General features: G+C 33.8%; 22 protein-coding genes. 6 read left to right on the top strand and 16 right to left on the bottom strand.

Annotation, left to right across the window (positions count from 1 at the left end; translation table 11 throughout):
• Window positions 1-26: 26 nt before the first annotated feature.
• Window positions 27-1151, top strand: coding sequence for a site-specific integrase (locus KZH69_RS18625; RefSeq protein WP_219318986.1), 1125 nt, complete (start codon window positions 27-29; stop codon window positions 1149-1151).
• On the opposite strand, the gene KZH69_RS18620 is transcribed toward KZH69_RS18625, so the two are convergent.
• From KZH69_RS18620 to KZH69_RS18545, 16 genes are all read right to left on the bottom strand, one after another.
• A complete protein-coding gene (locus KZH69_RS18620; protein ID WP_219318985.1) occupies window positions 1143-2972 on the bottom strand; it encodes a hypothetical protein in 1830 nt (609 codons plus the stop codon). The two genes, KZH69_RS18625 and KZH69_RS18620, sit on opposite strands and share 9 nt — an antisense overlap.
• A complete protein-coding gene (locus tag KZH69_RS18615; protein ID WP_219318984.1) occupies window positions 2950-4362 on the bottom strand; it encodes a hypothetical protein in 1413 nt (470 codons plus the stop codon). The genes KZH69_RS18620 and KZH69_RS18615 overlap by 23 nt, the downstream gene beginning before the upstream one ends.
• Window positions 4362-8903: a phage tail tape measure protein gene (locus tag KZH69_RS18610; protein WP_219318983.1), complete on the bottom strand. Its 4542-nt coding sequence runs from the start codon at window positions 8901-8903 to the stop codon at window positions 4362-4364. Before KZH69_RS18610 ends, KZH69_RS18615 begins: the two co-directional genes overlap by 1 nt.
• Before the next feature lie 115 nt (window positions 8904-9018).
• Window positions 9019-9702: a hypothetical protein gene (locus KZH69_RS18605; protein WP_219318982.1), complete on the bottom strand. Its 684-nt coding sequence runs from the start codon at window positions 9700-9702 to the stop codon at window positions 9019-9021.
• A 2-nt stretch (window positions 9703-9704) separates the two neighbouring features.
• Window positions 9705-10250, bottom strand: coding sequence for a phage antirepressor N-terminal domain-containing protein (locus KZH69_RS18600; protein ID WP_219318981.1), 546 nt, complete (start codon window positions 10248-10250; stop codon window positions 9705-9707).
• A 132-nt stretch (window positions 10251-10382) separates the two neighbouring features.
• Window positions 10383-10784, bottom strand: a complete 402-nt coding sequence (locus KZH69_RS18595) for a hypothetical protein (RefSeq protein WP_219318980.1) — start codon at window positions 10782-10784, stop codon at window positions 10383-10385.
• On the bottom strand, window positions 10777-11070 hold the full coding sequence (locus KZH69_RS18590; RefSeq protein WP_219318979.1) for a hypothetical protein: 294 nt from the start codon (window positions 11068-11070) through the stop codon (window positions 10777-10779). The genes KZH69_RS18595 and KZH69_RS18590 overlap by 8 nt, the downstream gene beginning before the upstream one ends.
• A gap of 257 nt (window positions 11071-11327) precedes the next feature.
• Window positions 11328-11912, bottom strand: a complete 585-nt coding sequence (locus KZH69_RS18585; RefSeq protein ID WP_219318978.1) for a hypothetical protein — start codon at window positions 11910-11912, stop codon at window positions 11328-11330.
• A gap of 304 nt (window positions 11913-12216) precedes the next feature.
• The gene (locus KZH69_RS18580; protein ID WP_219318977.1) at window positions 12217-12609 is read right to left on the bottom strand and encodes a hypothetical protein; all 393 of its coding nucleotides are present in this window, start codon (window positions 12607-12609) and stop codon (window positions 12217-12219) included.
• Between the two features lie 167 nt (window positions 12610-12776).
• Window positions 12777-13085 carry a hypothetical protein gene (locus tag KZH69_RS18575; RefSeq protein WP_219318976.1) on the bottom strand — a complete coding sequence of 103 codons (309 nt, stop codon included), beginning with the start codon at window positions 13083-13085 and terminating at the stop codon, window positions 12777-12779.
• A gap of 65 nt (window positions 13086-13150) precedes the next feature.
• Window positions 13151-13339 carry a hypothetical protein gene (locus KZH69_RS18570; protein ID WP_219318975.1) on the bottom strand — a complete coding sequence of 63 codons (189 nt, stop codon included), beginning with the start codon at window positions 13337-13339 and terminating at the stop codon, window positions 13151-13153.
• A 28-nt stretch (window positions 13340-13367) separates the two neighbouring features.
• The gene (locus tag KZH69_RS18565; protein WP_219318974.1) at window positions 13368-13847 is read right to left on the bottom strand and encodes a hypothetical protein; all 480 of its coding nucleotides are present in this window, start codon (window positions 13845-13847) and stop codon (window positions 13368-13370) included.
• Window positions 13831-14742 (bottom strand): hypothetical protein, encoded by a 912-nt coding sequence (locus tag KZH69_RS18560; RefSeq protein WP_219318973.1) that lies wholly within the window; start codon window positions 14740-14742, stop codon window positions 13831-13833. The genes KZH69_RS18565 and KZH69_RS18560 overlap by 17 nt, the downstream gene beginning before the upstream one ends.
• Window positions 14743-15051 (bottom strand): hypothetical protein, encoded by a 309-nt coding sequence (locus KZH69_RS18555; protein ID WP_219318972.1) that lies wholly within the window; start codon window positions 15049-15051, stop codon window positions 14743-14745.
• A 28-nt stretch (window positions 15052-15079) separates the two neighbouring features.
• A complete protein-coding gene (locus tag KZH69_RS18550) occupies window positions 15080-16072 on the bottom strand; it encodes a DUF6712 family protein (protein ID WP_219318971.1) in 993 nt (330 codons plus the stop codon).
• 1 nt (window position 16073) lies between these two features.
• Window positions 16074-17447 carry a hypothetical protein gene (locus KZH69_RS18545; protein WP_219318970.1) on the bottom strand — a complete coding sequence of 458 codons (1374 nt, stop codon included), beginning with the start codon at window positions 17445-17447 and terminating at the stop codon, window positions 16074-16076.
• A gap of 719 nt (window positions 17448-18166) precedes the next feature.
• Between KZH69_RS18545 and KZH69_RS18540 the strand changes: the two genes are divergently transcribed.
• From KZH69_RS18540 to KZH69_RS18520, 5 genes are all read left to right on the top strand, one after another.
• Window positions 18167-18574 carry a hypothetical protein gene (locus KZH69_RS18540; protein ID WP_219318969.1) on the top strand — a complete coding sequence of 136 codons (408 nt, stop codon included), beginning with the start codon at window positions 18167-18169 and terminating at the stop codon, window positions 18572-18574.
• Window positions 18575-18643: 69 nt separating this feature from the next.
• A complete protein-coding gene (locus KZH69_RS18535) occupies window positions 18644-18871 on the top strand; it encodes a hypothetical protein (RefSeq protein WP_219318968.1) in 228 nt (75 codons plus the stop codon).
• On the top strand, window positions 18855-19043 hold the full coding sequence (locus KZH69_RS18530) for a SymE family type I addiction module toxin (RefSeq protein WP_219318967.1): 189 nt from the start codon (window positions 18855-18857) through the stop codon (window positions 19041-19043). Before KZH69_RS18535 ends, KZH69_RS18530 begins: the two co-directional genes overlap by 17 nt.
• A gap of 3 nt (window positions 19044-19046) precedes the next feature.
• The gene (locus KZH69_RS18525; protein WP_219318966.1) at window positions 19047-19409 is read left to right on the top strand and encodes a hypothetical protein; all 363 of its coding nucleotides are present in this window, start codon (window positions 19047-19049) and stop codon (window positions 19407-19409) included.
• Window positions 19396-20049 (top strand): N-6 DNA methylase, encoded by a 654-nt coding sequence (locus KZH69_RS18520; RefSeq protein ID WP_219318965.1) that lies wholly within the window; start codon window positions 19396-19398, stop codon window positions 20047-20049. The genes KZH69_RS18525 and KZH69_RS18520 overlap by 14 nt, the downstream gene beginning before the upstream one ends.
• Window positions 20050-20227: the final 178 nt, after the last annotated feature.

Below are 20227 nucleotides of genomic sequence, written 5' to 3'. Positions count from 1 at the left end.
TTGACACAAACAAAATCTATGTGTCAATGAAAGATAAATTTAGTATCCGAGCGTATAAAAACGCCGATGGAAAATCACCAATCAGTTTACATCTTTCGGGTGATTACAAAAGAGAAAGGATTCCTCTTAATATAAATGTAAATTCTAAAGAATGGGATTTGAAAAAGGAACGACTGATTCCTTTGTCTACAGAAAATCAGGATATCAATTTGATTCTTGATAATATAAAATCAAAAATCACTAAAATAAAAACTTCTTATCGTTTAGCTGAACGGGTTCTTACTCCCGAATCTTTGAGGAAAGAATTCCTTAATGGTATGCCACGAATCCGATTTACGGCTTTTTATGACATGATGTTAGAGGAAGAGAAATCAATGATGCAAATTGGTTCCTATAACAGATATAAATCTGTACTTCGTAAATTAAAAATTTATGATGATGACGTCACTTTTATGGATATCGATCTAAATTGGATTGATAAATTTAAAAAGTACTTACGTTCACTTGATAATGCAAGTACTACTATTGCAAATAATACTGCTGCTCTCAAAAAATTTTTAGGACTTGCCCAAAAAGCGGGAATTAAACTCAGCATTAACATTGATGAAATTGAGGTAGGCAGTACTAAAGGAAATAGAACGAGTTTATCTGTTCATGAATTAAAACGATGTGCCGAATATTATTTTGGGGATGAAATTAGTGATTCGTATCGATTGATTTTAGGTTATTTTTTGTTTAGTTGTATGACTGGTTTAAGGATATCGGATGTTCAGAGATTGAAGCGTTCTAATTTTATGGACAACTACGTAACATTCATAGCCAAAAAAACAAGAAAGGACCAGTCAATTGCCATGAATGTAAAAGCCCGTGAAATTGTTGATCACGAGCCTTTATTGTTTGAAAAAAAGTTTGCAGACCAACATATCAATGACGAGTTAAAAAAAATAATGTTGAAGTTGAAAATTAATAAAAGAGTTACTTTTCATGTAGCCCGACACACTTTTGCAACTAGCTTTCTAAGGGCAGGCGGTCAAATTGAAAAACTACAACGCTTATTGGGTCATAGTGATATTGGTCAGACTATGATTTATTCGCACATCGTTCAGGCTGATGCCAATGCGGAAATATTCCTTATTGACACGTTATTTTAAAGTATTGGTTTCGATTTCAACCATGAACTGATCGGGAACTGTTTCAGTTTTATTGATGTTTTTTATTATGTGATATCTGTTATAGGCGAAAATCTTTCTTTTCGCCTTTATTTTTAATAGTTGTTCGTCCCACGCTTTAAAACCCCAACTAAAAGCCTGTGCAAAAATTCGAAATTCAAACCATTTTTGCCAATCTCTTAAATGAACAGCAGGTATTAAATATTCTGTTGTGGGTTGAGCTAAATTATTACCATTGTACACCCCATCATATTTTACTAAAAATACTTTGGAATCATTACTTTCGAATGCGTGCGCAGTCTGAGCACCATTACGTGTAAGCAAAGGCAATGGTAAAGCATTGATTTCAATTGTCGTAGTTTTTTCGTCTGTAACATAATCAGAATTTAACACGCTGTCTCTATCTTGAAATACAGGTTGAAAATTATAGTCATTACTTTCTACATCCTGAAATTTTAATAAAAATGACACACCTTGGCTAAACTTCCTTAGAGGTCTTTTAATTTCTGTAAATTGTAAATCCTCAGCGTCATTGTAATTTATTTCATCTTCAATAGGATCCATTATAGCAAAATTATTTTCTATTGCTAAATCATAATTGAACCAGTTTTTTATGACTTTCACAAAATCCCCAAAAGTTATATCAGCAACTGCTTTTGTCAAATCTACTTTATTTTCATTTTCTATCGTGGGAATTGCTGTTCCAGTTGAATCGAATAAAACCAAAGTGACTATTGATAAATCTATTATTGTTTGTTCCTCAGAATAATCTACATATCCCTCAATCGTAATGTCATTTGGATTCATATCTGCAATGGTCTCAAAAGTAATATCTACTGTATAATCCCTCCATGTTGTGCCATGTTGCCAATTTGTTGCGTATGACTTTTGTTCAAAAAGCAAAGTATCTCTATATTTGATGGTAAAATAACACCAATAATTTGACCATCGTAAGCTTTTAATAGTTCCTTGAATATTATATTTCCCCGGTGAAGCTAAAACAGTATTGTAATGAAAATTTTGAGTTTCTATACCATTAGTATATGAAGCATCTTCCGACATTTGAATGACATCAATTGGTTCTTGGAGTGTTGGGGTTTTAAAATAGTCAACATCACCATATAAGCATGCTTTAGAAATTCGGTCATCCGTTAGTATTTTCCCGGATAACATATAACCAGCATCAGCCATACCTCGTTGCAGTATGTGCAGAAAATAGGGTAGCGGTTGCATTACATTCCTATTGTATGTGATATCTAGAGTTACATCAACACTATTCTCCAAAAAAGCACCATCGGTACGATTGTTCAAAATTCGTCCAAAATTTTCCCAAATTCCATCGGAAGTATCATATTTATCTACATGAATTTGGGGGAAATTATAATTTGAATCTGGCCAAGATTTAAAAATAATAGTTTCAGCATGCTCATAAATTGTTGTGCCTTCAGCTAAAGAAAATTTATCCAAAGATAATTCAGATAACTTCTTATCAAAACTCGGTAATTGCTCAAATCCAAAGCGTAACGTACAGCTTAATTTTTCTTGATAAGATTCTATTTCTAAAATAGCTTTCTCAATTGTATTGCCATGAACATATAATAATTCAAAGTAGGTTTCTACATTTTCCGAATTATATAATGAAATGAAACCAAAAGCGATATCCAAATCATCTTCCAAATCGATTTCAAAAGGGAATGAATATTTCAGGAAGAAACTATCTGAATACCAATTGTTTTCTTCGGTATCCGATATTTTGAAAGTGGATAGATCTAGTTCGAATCTAGAGTGTATAAGTTTCCTCATCGTAAGCTCTGTTAATTGTGAATTCTAATTGGTATGATATTAATTCATTATCATAATCCTGTTTTGGAAGTTTTTTACCTATTGGTCGAAGAGAAATCCTTTTTTCGGCTTGAACCAACCATACTCTTTTGGAGCGCATTAAGCTTTCAATAGTATCAATATCGGTGAAGAGCAACCAACCCGTATCAATGAAAGCTTTCACCTCTTTTGAAGTCGATAAATGTTCAAGCACTTCAACTAAATTCCTATATATTTTTTGTGATTGATATTCTAAATCAGGGTCTAATACTCCAGTTCCAGTACATTCAATTGATGATTGCACTTTGAATTCGTTTTCCCATACAATCATATTAGAGAAATTACCACTCGGGAAAAGAATAAATGTCTTTTTTGGGGCATCGTTGTTTTCTTCGCCAATTACATCAATAACATATTCGATTACGTCCCCTTGGATAAAGTCATTGAATTGAACTTTTTTGCAAAGTGTGGTTGTAGCATCAATGGGCAACGCTTCAGTATTTATTAAAGTGTTGTTCTTGAAGGTTCTCATTTCGAATGTTCCAGGAGGAATATAAAAATTTAGATATGCAAAACTGTTTTTGGTAACCCGATTAGGCTTTGGGTTGAATTCCAAAAAACCAAAATCAGTAATACCACGGCTTAATCCGGCAATAAAAGGTATAGTTGGGGAAACATGAGAGCGAACAATCGAATTATTTGACAGTAATAATTCAATGCAGACAATCGATAATTCAGCATATTGATACTGATTGAAGCTTTCATTTACTTCATTAAATTTTGACATTAACCGGTGAATTAATTTGCCTAAATTGATGTTTGTAAACCCTTTGAATGGAACTAATTTTTGTGGAATGGTCTGAATATTTACCGCATTGGTTATAAAATCATAGGTTTTAATTGTGGAATTGAATTGAAAATAGGTGCCCGTTGCTTCTGTTGTAATTTCAAAGAACTTTGGATCCAAAGTAAAGGCTTTTCCATCATAAGGATACGGAGAAGTAAACCAAGTTACAGGTACAGGATCAGTTCCGGGGTCTGCTACTATTTCGGCTGTGGAATAAGAGGAACCTGTAATAGAATAATCACTTATAAATTCATCACCAATTGATGTAATGGTCACAACATTAGCGAGTATAGTAACGGTAAATGAACTACCGTAATCAATTATAAATGCGTTGTAATAATTTAAAGCTTGAGCATTAGCATTTGCACCAATTACAACTTCCCCAGGATATGACCTTGTATTTTTAAAGCTATTTCCTCTTACAAACTGATTAATAGTTCCGCCTAATGAAACATTTAATTTAAATTCGATATGATCATTTACCTCTGCAGGTTGTGTAAATGTTATAATGATTGAATTTGCCATTATTTATATTTTGATTTAGTTCTTAATTCATCGTATGCTTCAATTCCATCTTTTAAGTACCCCATTGATTTAAGGTCTTTATTACTCATTACACCAATTACCCCCTTCTCACGAAGTTCTTTCATTACGGCCGTATTTTCGGCAACTACCGCTATCATCAATTGCATCATTTGATTATTATCACCTGATGGGGTAGGAGCGGTTGAAGCCGCAGGAACTTCATAGCGTTTTGTTTCTTGATTGTATAATCCTTTCTCAAAACCTTTGATTCCGTTTAGTTCGCGGATAAGTGAATCCTTAACCTCTGGATTCATTTGGCGCCATGCTTTATTGTCGATTACCATTTCGGGACCATTCTCGGCCACTAGAAAATGACTGGTATCACTTACTAATCCCGAACGGGTTTTGCCTGCATATCTCGATTTGAAAACTTTACCGTCTTGTTCTCGCTTTACATAATCACCATATAGTCCTGATTCATATCCTTTGGCGGGTAGTGGTGTTTTCATTATGGTTGCAATTTGTAAACCTCCCATGACTCCTACAAGCGCACCCATTGCAATACCTAACCATATAGGTTGTGTTGCTAATGCATTAATTACAGCAACAGCTGTTCCCGTAATTGCATTGGAAATTGCTATTTGTCTTTGCCTTTTAGCTTGATTGTATTCAATCTCAGCTTTTCTTTTATCTAAGTCTTTGTCAATTTTTTCGGTTAGTTTGGTATATGTTTTTTGGGAAATAATACCACTGTCTAACTGTCTTTTGAGTTTTGTCTTTTTGGCATCAGAAGTTCTCTCAAACTTTTGAAGACTGGCATTTTCATTAGCTGTCAAAAAATCACCATATTGTGCCCACACATTAGTCAGTGCTTGAACAGCAAAGACCATGTCTTCAACCCCTATTTTTCCTGTTTTAAGATTTTGGTAGAATTGTTCCCAATTCTCTTTTGTGAATCCGAAAATATCCGTTTCGCCTTTTAATCCTAAAGCTTGGGACATAGTTGGGCCACTATTGCCCATTAGTTCATTCCTTTTGGCAATTAACTCAGCTAATGTTAATCCCGCTTCTTTGGCAAGTTTTGTAAATTCTGCTACTTGCTCTGGAGTAAGCAAGGACATGTCCATTTGTTCAAAATTCCCTTTACCAACTATGGTATTGAAATCCGCAATAAGTTTTTTAAGAAATTTTTCAGTTTCTACCGATTCCGTTTCCTCGTATTTTCTGCGGAGTTTGGCTTTAGCCAATTCATTATTACCTAAAGCTACTAATTCTTCGTTGAATTTGATTTCACGTTGCGTTTTGGCTAGGTCAAAAGCTTCTTTCTCCTTTTGGATTTGGTCTTTTGCTCCTTTTTCTTCAATAGTGGCAAGACGAAGTTTTTGCATTTCCTCTTCATAGCAAATCAAATCATTATTTCCTTCCTGTTTTTCGAGGAGTAATTTTTTTTGATTTTCTATAGAAGTAATTTTCTTTGAATCTCCTGCTTTTTGCGCTGCAATTAAATCTTTATCTAGTTTTTTATCTAAATTTTGGATAGCTTGATTTTGAAATTTTAGTTCTTGAATTTTTGCATCTGTGTTTAGTTTTTCAAGAGCCAAATCCTTTTCGTATCCATCTTTCATCAACGAAATTCTTGCTTCTTCAGCTTTTTTACGGATATTATATAAATCCTCCCTTAATTTTAATTCGTCATTGATGTAACTGTCATCATATTTTTTTGGAGTGTTAGTTTTATCTTCTTTTCCTCCTGGAACATTATAGTTTGATGATGAACCATCAGGATTTATTTTTCCTAAATCATTAATTTGATTCTTCAATACCTCAGGCTCCAATGCTTTCATTTGAGCATCAATATTAGAAAGTTCCTCATTTTTTGAAGTTAAAAGACTAGCTAATTTTGCTGTAATATTGGCTTCATTAAACTTTGTTTGTCTGTAAAACTCAACAGTTCCTTCTTCAAATTTTTGTCCCTCTTTATTTATTTGTTTTTGTGTTAATTCATAAGCTTGTCTCCAAATATCTTTTTCATTTTTTATATTATCTGGCACTTTGCCATTGAAGAATTTATTTGTTCCTGATTGATAACTATTTAATGATTTTTCCTCTATAGCTAATTTTTGATCTGATAGCTCTTGATATTTTTTTGCTACTGATTTTGCACGAGCATTTTTATAAATTTCCTCAGTATATTTTTTTAAAATCTCAGTACCCTCGGCATTTTTAATATTTTCAAGGGTAATATTGCCAATATAGTCAGGTATTAAAGCGTTTAATTTTTTTATAGCTTCTAACCTTTTTTCTTTGGATAAAGTTTCATCTTTAGCAATTCTTGTAAGTAATTCTAATTCATTTTTTTCTTTATTAATAGCCTGTGCAGTCTCTAATTGTACATCTGCTAAAGTTTTTTGGATATTAGCAGCTATATCGACCTGTTTTGAAAACATTTGGTAAGCAACAACAATTGCAGCTATAGCTGATATGATAAAACCCCAAGGAGTAGTTTTCATTGCCAATCCTAAAGCTGTTTGAGCTTCTTTCATTGCAATAGTATTTCCCGTTGCCCAAGCTATCGCAACTGCTTGGGCTTGTGTTGCAATTGTAGATACACCTGTAATAAATGCCTTTGCTTTTTCTCCAATTGTATATAATAAATTAGCTTCTGTACTTCTAGTTGTCCATAAAGCAACCAATTTCTGCCATGCTACATTGGTCATTATTGCAGCAGTTACAATGGCTATAATTTTTGCAGTAAATACTAATGTATTTTTCCATGCTGATATAGTTCCATCTGCATCCTCGGTAGCACCAATAAATTTTGCAAGCCAATCTACACCAACAGTTAACCATTTGATAAAAGTTTCGGAAGAAAACCAACCTGAAACGGTTTTACTTATTTTTTCGAGTGTTGCTGCAAGATTATTATTTTTGATATCATATTCATTTACTAATGATGTTCCTTCTTTAAATGAATTATTTGATAAATCTATAAGTTCACGGAAACGACCAACGTTGTTACCCATTGCACCAATAACCTTATTCGCACCATCGGCACTAATGCCAAGGAAATCTAAAGTCTTTGCCGTGTCAGTACCCGACATTCCTTTCATTCCTTCAGCAAATTTCAGCATGAAATCAAGAGGGTTTTTGTTTATCATGGTCTCAACCTCTTTTTGAGTTAGTCCCATGACTTTTGCAAACTTAGCCGTCTCGGTACTGGCTTGCTTCATAAAGATTCCATAGGCACGTGCCGAAACTTCGGATTCAATTCCCGATTCTTCAAATGCGGTACCCAATGCCAAAGTTTCCTGTATGGTAGGTTTTAGCACATCGGTAAGTGAACCTATACGGGTGGTAAAATCGGCTATGTTTGCCTCGGATGCTGTTCCGTTGGCTCCAAGATCATTGATGGCAGAACCAATCGAGTTATAAGCCTGTTCTACTCCTAAATCTTTGGTTTCTTGGAATAAGAATTTGATTTTACCCAATTTATTAGCCACTTCCTCGGCACCTCCTGTAAACGAATCTCCTAATGAAACAGAAGCTTTATTCATTACGTTTACGAAGTCGCCTATTTCGGCTTTGGCAATACCGATTCGTCCACCTTGCTCTGCAATTCCTAATAAGTCGATTCTTGAAGTACGGGTTTGCAGTAACCCAAAGGACTTGGTTAATTCATCTACTTCCTTTTTGGTCATTCCGGTAGTCTTCATCACATCCGATTGAGCATCGGATAATTTACCGTTGATGTCGATTATTTTTTGAATAGAGAGAGCGACACCTGTTAAGGCTGCAATTACCGAAATGGCAATTCCTTGGTATTTATTGAAACCATCGGCAAGGGAACTGATGGACATTTTGGACGTTGTTGCTTTACTGCTTAATTCTCCTATACGCGCTTTTACTTCATTCAGTTCAGCACTATACCTTATGTGATCAGCAGTATTAGGAACTAAATGATTTAAAACTAAACTTAATGCAGAAGCTTTTTTACGGAGCTGATCCATTGATAAAGCTGTAATTCCAATATTATTTTGAAGACCAGCTATTTTAACTCCATTAGCATCAATATCTACATTTATGCCTTTAATTCTATCTTTTAAAGTTTTGTATTCTAGACTTAGTTTATCAATTGTAGGAGATAGTTTTAAATTCTTTTCTGTTAATTTTTCAACATTTGATTCTTGTTTTATACTGGAATTCAGTAATGAATCAACAATCCTTTTATGATTTTTATATTCTAAACTATTTTTACCATATTGATTCCCTAAGCTTTCTAACTTTATTTTTTCCGTTTGGTAAGAAGCATACAATTTCTTTCCTTGCGCTTCACATTCAGCAGCAACTTTAGCATTAATACCATATTCTTTGGTTAGTTTTTCTAAATCTTTTTTACGAGTAACTTCTTCTGCATTAAGTTCTTTTAAGATTTTCTTTAAATCACTATTGGTGCTAGTGAGTTTTGCAAGTTCTTTTTGCGCTGGATCTCCGTTGATTTCAAGGGAGAATTTCATTACTTCATCGGAGATTGTCTTTGCCATTAGGTGCTGATTTTAAGTAAAATTGCACCTATTTTATAGGTTATGTTGTGACATAAAAAAACCCCGTGAGTACGGGGCTTAAGTGGTATTTATGGTATTTGCTTCTGGAATTATTCTAATATTTAAAAACTATTCTATCTTCGAAATTATTTCTTCTAGGCATTATTACCATCTTAACATTTCCAATCAAAAATCCAGTAAATTCATCGGAGGTTGTTTGATGTTCTAGTATAATATCCTTCTGATCAAGCATTTTTGCAACTTCTACTATTTTGGAGAATAATTTTAATGAAAATATTGAATTACCTATTTCACAAACATCTACATTCTGGTATTCTTTTATACCGTTCGGAAAGTAATTTTTTATTTCTATTACACCTAATCCATTACATACTGGACATTCAAAATCTTGGGTATATTCTTCATAATACCATTCTACTTCTCCTGTACCATTACAAGAGTCGCAGTCGTTTGATTGTACTGTTTGCTCAAAGACATCTATAGTTATTCCTTTTTTAAGATTGTCCTCCAACTCAGACACATTGAATGTTCTGTTTTGATTTTCCTCTCTCAATAAAACATTTAAAAATGATTTTGGACTCGTACCATTGTAACTTTCAATATTCTGAACTAAATTTTTATCAAAATAAACCGCAATATGACAATTGGTTGCAATTGCATAATCTTGAATAATAAAAGGATTTACTAAGTTTAATTTATCCTTTCCTTTGTAAACAAACATATTAAGTATTTTGGTATAGACATTCTTATTTTCAGGAATTGTACTTTCGTTTTTCATAATTATTCTTTTATATCGTTATTTTTAAATAAATCTAATTGTTCATTAACTACACTTTTGTTTAAACTATTGAATTGTTGAGAGGCCATTTTTACTGATGTTTTTAACTCTTGTATTTTTTTGTATCTATCATCACTTTTTAATTCATTTTCTAGTCTCTCTATTTCAATTTGATACATTGCTTTTTCTTTTAGTATCGAATCTCTTTTTGTAAAACTGTCGAACAATTTCTCATAACACTGCTTTCTATATTTAATAAGATCTTGTTTTATTTCAGGATTAACATTTTCTGGGTTTATTGTAAATAGCCATCCGAAAATATATTTAAGAGGCAAAGTATTCATTTCATATGTTTTTCCATCCGCTCCAGTTGTGGGCGTCACGCCCATAACTGAACCCAAAATTTCATCTTCTTTTATCTTTTTTAATTGACGAGAAAAATCCACTCCAAGAGCATTGCAAATTTGTTTTATGGCTATTGCTTTTTCAGAACCATTGTTTGAAATGAAAATTTCATTTCCGTTGATAATAATTGAAGGTGTATTCATCTTTTGTATTTTTTAATAAGTTAATTCATGCAAATATATATTTATATATTTGATAATCAATAACTTATGATGATTATTTTTAAAATTTAACATTTGTATATAAAAAAAGCCACATAATTGTGGCTTTCATAATTATTCGGCTATTTCAAAAATTGATATTTCATATTTGGTGGTATAGTAATTATCATCGTCAATGAGGTAAAGTATTTTATTTTCTAATTTCCACAAACTCCCTGCGTCAATTATAGTGCCATCTGGTGCATGAAAATCCTTTTTGTTACGGAATAATTCTTCACATTGTGTAAGCTGTATCAATTCTTCGAGTGTATAAACACCATTTATGTAATTGATAAATACTTGTTTGTTGGCATATAGTATTTTGCCTGTTTCCGGAAAAACTATTTTGAGAGGTTCATAATTACTAAAAGCAGGGGAGACCCAAATAAGGTTCATGGCTTCCTTGAATGATCTGTTCTTGATAGATAATCGTATGCCTTTGCCGTAGAATACTTTTACGTTGACTAGGCTAGACATGGATTCTAGATTTTGATTGTTTAATAAACGATGAAGCTCCCGTTTCTATCTGGTGGTCTGAAAAAGGTTTTAGTTTATCGGTCAACGTTCTTAAATCTCTGATGGCACGCATAACCTCAATCCTGAGGGTTAAATCGTTCATGTTTTCGGTTTCCAATTCGATATCAAAAATAAATTGGAATACGGCAGGCATTTTTTGGATATCCTCGGCGGATACCTCCAATAGGAATTCGGCCATTGCTGGCATTACATCAGTGTGTGATGTTTTTACATTTTCTTTTGTCATAACTGAAAATATTAAATACACGAAAACCTTGCTTTAGCTGTGACAAAACATACCCAAAGGATACGAGTTTAAGAGTAGTTTCCTATCTCTAGCAGCATAACAAGGCTTTCGCTTATTGTTGATATTTTACGATAAATTTCAAAGGAGTTATCCTTTAGGTAATATGTTTTGTCGGGGTCAAAGATATAAAGGTAAAAGGTAATTACCAAAAAAAAGATGTGCAAATGCACATCTTTAATTTAGCTGATAAAATTTAGTTACTCATATTTCATCCACTGAGTATAATCATAATTATCTGTTAGTATTATTTTTTTAAATCCTTTCTGATATAATTTATCAAAATGACCTTCTGTTTCAAATTTTCTAAACCATACCTCATTAAATAATGAATATGATAATGTGATGATAGTATTTTTTTTTCCCGAAACTTTTACTTTAATATTTAAATTATTATCTAAAAAATTATTCCTTAAAGTAGTTTCATAATTTTTCCTTTCTGCTATTTCATTCTCTAAAATATTTTTATTCATTACATTATCTAAACTGTCAATAGATTTAGATATTTTTTTTTCATAAATAGAACCTTTTGCCTTTGATAATAATTCTTCAAGGCTTGTTTTCGAAACATTTGGTGGTCTAGTAAATCCCCCCAAATCTTCATTCATCGATTTATATTCTTCTTTAATAATTGAATCTAATTCTTTTTCCGTAAGAGGTTTGTCTGGAACAATAATTTCAGTCGAATCAATAGCAATAGTTTCTTCACTTGTTAAGTCTTGGCTTTCTTGATTTTTACAAGAAAAAATACTTAGGGTAATGATTAACAAAATAATTTTCTTCATTTTTTATTTTTTTAGTTAAGATGTAAATATAAGAAAATCCCTCTTTGCGGGAGGGATTTAGTAATGTTTTTGACAGTAAAGATGAAATGATTTTTTATTAAAACCTAAGTGCTTAAATATTTGAAGCACTATGAATTCGGGTACTGGACAAATATGCGTTTGTATGGTAATAGGTCTGTTTAAATCTGACCGTGTATATTTTGCATGACCTCCTTCAGTATTAATATGTTTTAATCCCTGATGTTCTAAAAACCAAATCATGGTTTTATATGGGATATTACTTGCCTTATAGGTATTCATAAGCCTATACAGGAATTGCGACTTCTTTTTGAATAGTAGAAATATCGTGCTTATTTAATAATTCTTTTAACTGTTCGTTATGCATTGCCAAATCAGTCATTGATGGTGCATTTATTTTTCTAGGTCGTTTTATACTTCCTTTTTTAAGTTGCCATCCTAATTTAACTAATTCCTGATGTAGTGTTTTTTTATGTGTAGTATAATCAAGAAAAACACCAAGGCAATGATTAAATGAACTCATTGCTTCTTCTTCGCTTTTCCCATATCCGGTTACTTCAAGATGTGGTGAATAAACAATAAAGTTATCTAATTCTTTAAAAGAGATTAAAACAATATTTGCTTTAACCTTTGCTTCTGAATTTTTAAAATCTACGTTTATATGATGATTTTTATTCATGTTTTGGGATATGTAATCGATAAATGTATAATATATGTGTCTTACATTTTTGTTTAGGACAATTGTACGTGACAAATATATTGAATATATATGTATAATAACACACCATTACGACAAAAATAACTATTTCGTGACTAAAATAACACCTTTTAACTATTAATACGTTTCTATTCTTCTAAAGTTCTAAGTTCTTCCTTTACAGCATTGGTAAAACCAAAATGTAATTCTTTGATGATGTTGTTGTAATGGCCCCAAATGATCCGGTTATGTATGGGGTGGGCTTTTTTACGGTTCTTGCCTTTCTTGGAAGTTCGCATTTTCATATCGACAAATCGATGTTTCTTGAGATGGGTGTAATCCAATCCGTTTTCAGTAACCGTAAATCCTCGTCCAGAGTACCAATCATTGGCTTCAAACCCACGGCTAGACATATACTTTCGCTGTGCTTGGTCGATGTCCTTGGCGCTATCCTGCATCACACGGCGTATGAAACGTCCTTGGAGGATTTGATCTGATAGGTTTTCGCGGGAATCTATTAGGCTCATGATTGTGTGATTGTAATTTTATCCAACTGATACAAAACATTAAGCATATCGCCAATGGTTGGTTTTGAACCACGGTTTTTGCGCCAATTGTAAATTTTGTCTTCGGAAATGTCTTTTAATTTTTTGTAAATCGCTTTTTCTTCTATTGCAGAGTAAAATAATACTTCGATTTGTTCTGTTGTCATGGCTTTTGTTTTCCGTAAATATACGGAATCATAAAGCGGAATCCAAATTTATTTCGACCAGCCAACCATTACATCCATTCTTTTTCCAAACAGGTGTTACCAATATGGAATCTTCTTTGAGCCAAGAGAGAAAACCGCAAAAAAGACCATCAATATTTGCTTTGTCTTCCAATAATTTATAAATGAAACGTGAAGCTTTATACTGTGTTTGTACAAATATGTTTTTGAAACCATCACGATCATGTTCGGAATAATCGGTTTTGTCCAGAATAAAGAATTGCAAAATGTTTTCCCATTTTACATTGTCTTCTTCGCCTTTCATTCCGAATTCTGGCATTACGGAAATTAAGAAGGTATTATCTTCCGGCACACGTTCCTCTAATACTTTTGATAATTCTGAATTATCAATGATCATATCTGTGTAATTAAATAATTTTTTTCCGTCATCATCAAGCAATTGTGCGCACACTTCGGCTTGGTACTCTAGCAATCTATTTAGTGGTAGCATTTTTTTCGTGTTTTTGGCGTTCTAAATCGGTTCGTCTCAAATCGTACATTCTGACCATGATATCCCAAAAATTGGTATTCCGGACTTGTTCAATGTTGCCAAAAGTTCCGCTTTCGGCAAGGCTAAAAGCAATACTGTCCATTCCTATACCTGGCATCTCTCCTGATTCTGGTTCGTTATTATCTTCTTTACTGCTTTCGAATAAAATGGCAAAGTCAATTTCTTTTCCTCCCCACGGAATTTTGGCCTCGATAAGGTATTTTTGAAAACTCGCAAAAAGCAGATAAAATCCATACACAAAGCCTATTGGTGCGTGTTTGAGTTGTTCTACATTGATTTCAAGCAACTTTGAATTATACGGCTCCCGAATGTTACCATCATAGGAACTCAATCGCTTCTTGATGAAATGAAATGACTTTTTAGGGCGATAAAATAAAGCAGTTAATAATTTTAGGAGTTCCATATCGCCTGTGGCATGAAAGTCCAGAAATAAACGCAAAGCATCGGTGTACTCCCCAAAGGTCATATTCATAAAACTATCACTTGGTCCATACAGTGTTGTAAATTTTGGACGGAAGCTTGGTATAGGGTTATGTATGTAATATTGCTTGATTATTTTCTGTCCCTCATTGTCCGTGTCAAAAAAATCATCAATTAGTTCAGATAATTGAAAAATATTCGCAAACTTTTCTTCATCCTCGGGTTCTTTTTTGGATGGCACCATATTCATCAATTTGTAAACTGCGTGAGTTCGAAATTCATCGTAGTTTATTTGTTGATTTTGAAAGTAGAATATCAATTCGCACATATCCATGTACTGCTGTTGATCGCACTCGGACAAATCGCTAGGAATGTATCTTTTTACATTTGCTTCGGGAATTTCTATGATGTGCATTTATTTCAATTCTAATTTATTGTTGATGCGAATTCCAAGCTTATCCATTTGTTCGCCAAATTCTGCCAATATACGTTCTCTGATTTCAGTATTGTTACGGGATTCCTTTGGTATATATTTAGATTTAGCATCGATACGAAGGTATTTCCTAACCATCTTGATAATATTTCCTTTTAGGATAATTCTATCGACTTCACGGTCTTCAATCGTTTTGTGAAGTTTAATATTGATTTTTTCAAACTTCCTGATCGTTCTGAAATTCCTTAGGTAATTGAATAAATTGGCGAATAATTTAAATAGTGACTTCATTAGTTTAGGTTTTGGATGGATATATTAATTAAGCTGAAAAGTATTTTTCTCCGTAAGTTTGTTCTGGGATCACATTGATTGTTTCGTCAATTGCCAGTGGTGGTTCCAATAGTTTTTCTATCGCCATTATTGCTCGGTCGAAATCGGAACGCCATGCTTGTGCCGCTTCTTGAGTTTCGTTTTTTAAGGTTGGTTTAGCTCCTCGGGTCGTGGCTTTATCACTCGTAACATGTTGCAGCACTCCTTCCGGATACAACTGTACGGATAGGCGAGGCATTGCCCAAGCAAATGAATACGCAACCGATGCTTTTCGAATTAAGCGAATCAACTCTAAGTCTTTTGCATCGGCTATAGGCGTATTCTCTCTTAGCGCCAGTTTCAATGCGTCTAGTTTTTCAGTCCCTACTCGGGGTCTGATTTCATATTGCTCGCAATCCGAAATACCTGGGGCTAATTTTATTAATAACAATCTTGATTGAAGCGGAAATACTTTATCAAAATCGGAAACTGTTCTGATGAATAGATCGTGTGTGGCTTTAAAAGCATCGCTAGTTGTCCAAATGGTGTATAAGCTTGTTGGTGTCTCAACCTCTATTTTTGAGCGGTCAAGAAACTTAATTAAATCATCCAATGCGCGGTAATAGCGTTTTTCCATTGCTGCATTGTCTTTGTCAAGTAACCACTCGAACGCTTGTTTTTCGTTTTCATCTTGGCGCATTTTTCGCCCATTGTTCGTGTGTGCCAAATCGTTTGTTGGAGAAAATAAACGATAAGCATTTACTGCTATTGGATAACGAACAGCGTATATGAAATCTTTATCTTCTTCTGCGATTGTTCCATTATTAAAGGCTTCAATGGCTTTTTTATAAACTTCCTCGCCAACCAAATCAATCACATCATTGGTGGCTGTAATTAAATCTGGGATAAGGTTTTTTAACTTCAAATCGGCATCGATGAAACCCATTAACTCTTTGAGTTCGGTATTGCCTGTAGTTCCTGTGGTTGTGAATAGTAGTTTCATCTTACTTGTTTATTATTCTGTCTTTTGGTGTAACTGCTTCCTCTTTTTCGGGCTTTTCGTGGTAGAAACCAAGTTTTAGTCCTTTGTTCGGAAAATTGACTTTCAATGCATAGTTTATGGCTTTCATAATTATTAGCTCGGGAATATCAATACCGGTTTGAAGAAATGTTTTAAGCGCATATATTTGTTCGGAACCTGAATCACTTTTTCCGCTTTCGGAAACATTACCCAAAGCTGAGTGAAGATTTAAACCCGCAGACAATGCGTGATCAGCACGCTCTGATATTGATATTTGGGCGGCAACAAAGTCTTTTATATTTTGGTCGATTACTTTGATTTCCCAACCGTGATCAATAAGGTTAGTTCCTTCTACTGTAAAACTTTTGGTAGTATGAAGGTACTTCCCTGTATTTTCGTCACCCGATAGTACAACAGATATCTTTTCAAGGAATTGCTTTTGGTACTCCAATAGCATTGAGGGTTTGTAAATCTGTCCTTTTTGGACGCAACTGGATTCTATTTCCTTTTGCTTTTTATCCCAAAAAGCTTGAGGTGAAACAATATGGTATTTTAAGTTAATAGAATTTTTGGATAAGGCTTTGAATATTAAGGGTACTGCAGTAGAACGATTCAACCATTCTAGAGAACCATATAAATCCGGTACCGTATAATAATCAGTACAAAAGCTGTACATGTTGGAATATAGTACTGCATTTAGATTAGCAAAAGGGTTTAAGAAATCGAATAGGGGATATACTTTGAATTCGGTCAATGCTTGTACATTACTAAATGACCAATCTGATGTAATAGCGTGAGTAGCTTTTCGGATTTTATTATTCTTTTCTGTAGCCAGACGCGTTCTATCGCAATACTGGTGTACTAATTTTGCTATGAATGGGCTACCCACACGTGAGCCTTTGGTTAATTCGTACTTAGAGAATACCCCTTCTATATGCTGGTAGTCTGTAACTGCCTTTAGTAAGTATTCCTGATAGTCCCATGATTCTAACCACGCATCTATCTGAGCATCCTCCTGTATTACCCTTATGCGTTTGTTACCCTCACCAGTCTCTACTAACTTCTCTTTGTATAGTACGGGACCCATTCCCCAAATAAGTTGGGTCTTCTTCTTTAAGATACCTGGTGCAATGTAATTAGTTTGTACCGTTTGTTTAATGATATCCGGAAGATCATTGTTTGCACCAAAAGGATGTACTAAGTAATCACCAATGAAACTACATTGACTATTCCAATCAAGGTTATTGTTGTCTGTCTTGAATTTATAGAAGTCTCTAGGTGTCTCACTCACTTGGTATGTGAATGCTACATCGGGTGTATCTATAATGGCATCTCTACCTATGTACTCTATATTCATAACTATGGTTTTATCGTGTATCCGTTGAACTTCATTAGTAATGGAAGGTAGAACCAACGACTCTTATCATTACCGTTAACGTACCCTATCAAGATGTCAGCCTTATCGCTCTGGTCATCACGGTAGCCCTTCCTTAGTTGAGCGTTTGTGACATCTTTGAACCCATCACTCGTATCATTGGTTGCATTATATGATAAGAAACTGAATGTGAATGGTACGCCTAACTCGGTTAGTCTGCGCATCCTTTTCAATGCATTGTACAGATTGATGGTTTGGGTCATGTAATTACCTATTCTTAATGTTATACAATAGTACTATTACCATAGCACTAATGGTGTGACATGAACAATAGCAAGGGGTTAGGTATCCTTCGGAGCGTAAACGGTGGGCGGTGGCTCGTTGCCCTCGATCATATCTCTTTCGTTTAAAGGCAGAGGTAACGAGAAACCGAGTTTTGAGCGGGACGGTATTTCGAAAGACAAAAACAGCTTTTAACCCCTTTTTATTTGGGTTAATTCGCTTATTTTTAGCTTTTTACAATTTTATATTTTTTTTGTAACTACCTTTTTTTGAGTATTTTAAAAGGTAATTTTCCCTATTTAGAATCATTCTTTATTTTGATTTTAAAGCGAAAAAAGCTTCTTATTACCTCTTAATATTTCCGTATCTATACGGAATTTTGTATCTTTAAGTATTGAAAATCACTAAATTATAACATTATGAATGCAGTAAAACAAGAAGTAAAAAAGGTCGAAGTTGCAAAAGCATTACCGACATTAAACAAAGTACAACCTACCGCAGTAGAGCCAAAAACGGCTATTATGGCAAGCATTGAAAAATTTGCTTTAAAAAACCCACCAACGGCAAAAGAAAGAATCAGCAGAAAAGTACTTTTTGATGAAGTTTCTAAAAGGTACGAACACCTAGAAAACAAATCCAATGATTTAAAAATGTTCGATGCGGGAAATGACAAAATAAACGCAAAAATCATTTTGAAAAATCAAGCGGGGTTTGAATTTGAAGTTAGCAACTCTAACGTAATAAAAAAGGTTAGGGATGCAATGGAAACAGAATTAAATATTCTTCTCGCAGAAGCAGAAAACGAAGTCCTAAACTTCGAAATCTAGATTAAAAAACAAAACTCCTGTACTGGTCGAAGAGTACAGGAGTTAACAATCACTTAAATTATATAAGCCATGACGCAAATACAATCTAACAGCCACAAAAATACAGCTTTTAAACTGTCCGAGCAAGTAAAAGCAACACTACACACCAAAGGATATTCTTTTCTTTTCAATTATTCCGATTACGAATACTACAAAAAACAGGCAAAAAGAGCATTTAACAAAGCCCAAGCCATTGCCGATTTATTTATCCAGGATAACACAACCCAAAAAAGTGACTACAATGGATATATTTTTTAAATCTCGCATTCTTACAGTTTCATCACAATTTGTTAAAAATCTTTGGAGCAAACCAACCATTAAACCAAAAATTGTCCTTTCGGGAAAATGGATGCAGGAAGCAGGATTTAAAACAGGGGAAAAGGTCAACATTTCAGTATCTCAAAATTTACTAATAATCACAAAACTATAAGCCATGACAGAAAAACAGCAAGAACACCAAGCCAAAAAGCGCGCATTAATAGCCATTTCAAAATTAGCCAAAGCAATCCAAGAAAACGAAGAAGAGGAAGAAAGAAATATAAATAGTATTCTGATTGAGGACTTTTACACAGACCCCGAAAACCAAGAATTTAACACCTTTCACGAATGGATTAAAAAAGGTAAAAGAGTAAAAAAAGGAGAGAAAGCCTTTTTAGTTTGGGGAAGAAAACGAAAAAATAACCAAGACCAACCAACTACAGAACCAAAGACAGAAGACGAAAATCAATTTTCATTTTATCCGCTTTGTTATCTATTTTCTAACGCCCAAGTTCAAGAACCCAATGTTAAAGAATAGGGATGTACCAAAGGAGTTAAAACAGTTTAACTCCTTATTTTTTGGATTCGAGTACAAGTACAATTTAAATGAAGTTTTTGACGATTTATTGACCGTGATTATTTGTGCAATGGGAAGAGGAACGCAGGAAGAACTTTATTTAAAAACTATCCAAAAATACAATAGGAAAGAACTTGATATATTTTGCAGACTGTTTGCCGAACTCGTAAATATTTACACCTTTCACACCTCCTCAAATGACTGGTGCGACCCGCTAGGCGAATATTACGAATGTTTGACAGGGAATTACAAAAAATCAAATTTCGGGCAGTATTTCACACCTAAATCACTTTGCGATTTAATGGCACAAATAACAATTGAAAAAGATAATTTCGGTTTAAAAATAAACGAACCTTGCTCGGGTAGTGGTCGAATGGTTTTAGCAGCTAACAAAACGGCAAAGGGTAATTATTACATTTGTGAAGACCTTGACCCGATTTGCTGTAAAATGACAGCGATTAATTTATGCTTTCACGAAATACGGGGAGAGGTTCACTGTCACAACTCTTTAATTATGGATAAACCCCGCTTTTCTTTAGCCACAAATTACGAATTTTGGAAAAACAAAACTCACTCTATTCTATTCTACAACAACGATTAAAACGGCTAATTTCAAGCCGTTTTTTTTATTCCAAAAAAAATCCGCCCAAGCGTGGAAAAACCGGTCAAATTGACCACCACTTTCCAGTGTAAATTGACCACCAGTTCCGGAGCAAACTGACCACCACTTTCCAGTTCAAATTGACCACCTAATTTCGGGGTAAATTGATTATTAAAAA

The organism is Flavobacterium taihuense, from assembly GCF_019351435.1.
Classification (GTDB): Bacteria; Bacteroidota; Bacteroidia; order Flavobacteriales; family Flavobacteriaceae; genus Flavobacterium; species Flavobacterium taihuense.
This window is presented reverse-complemented; position numbering and strand designations above follow the sequence as displayed.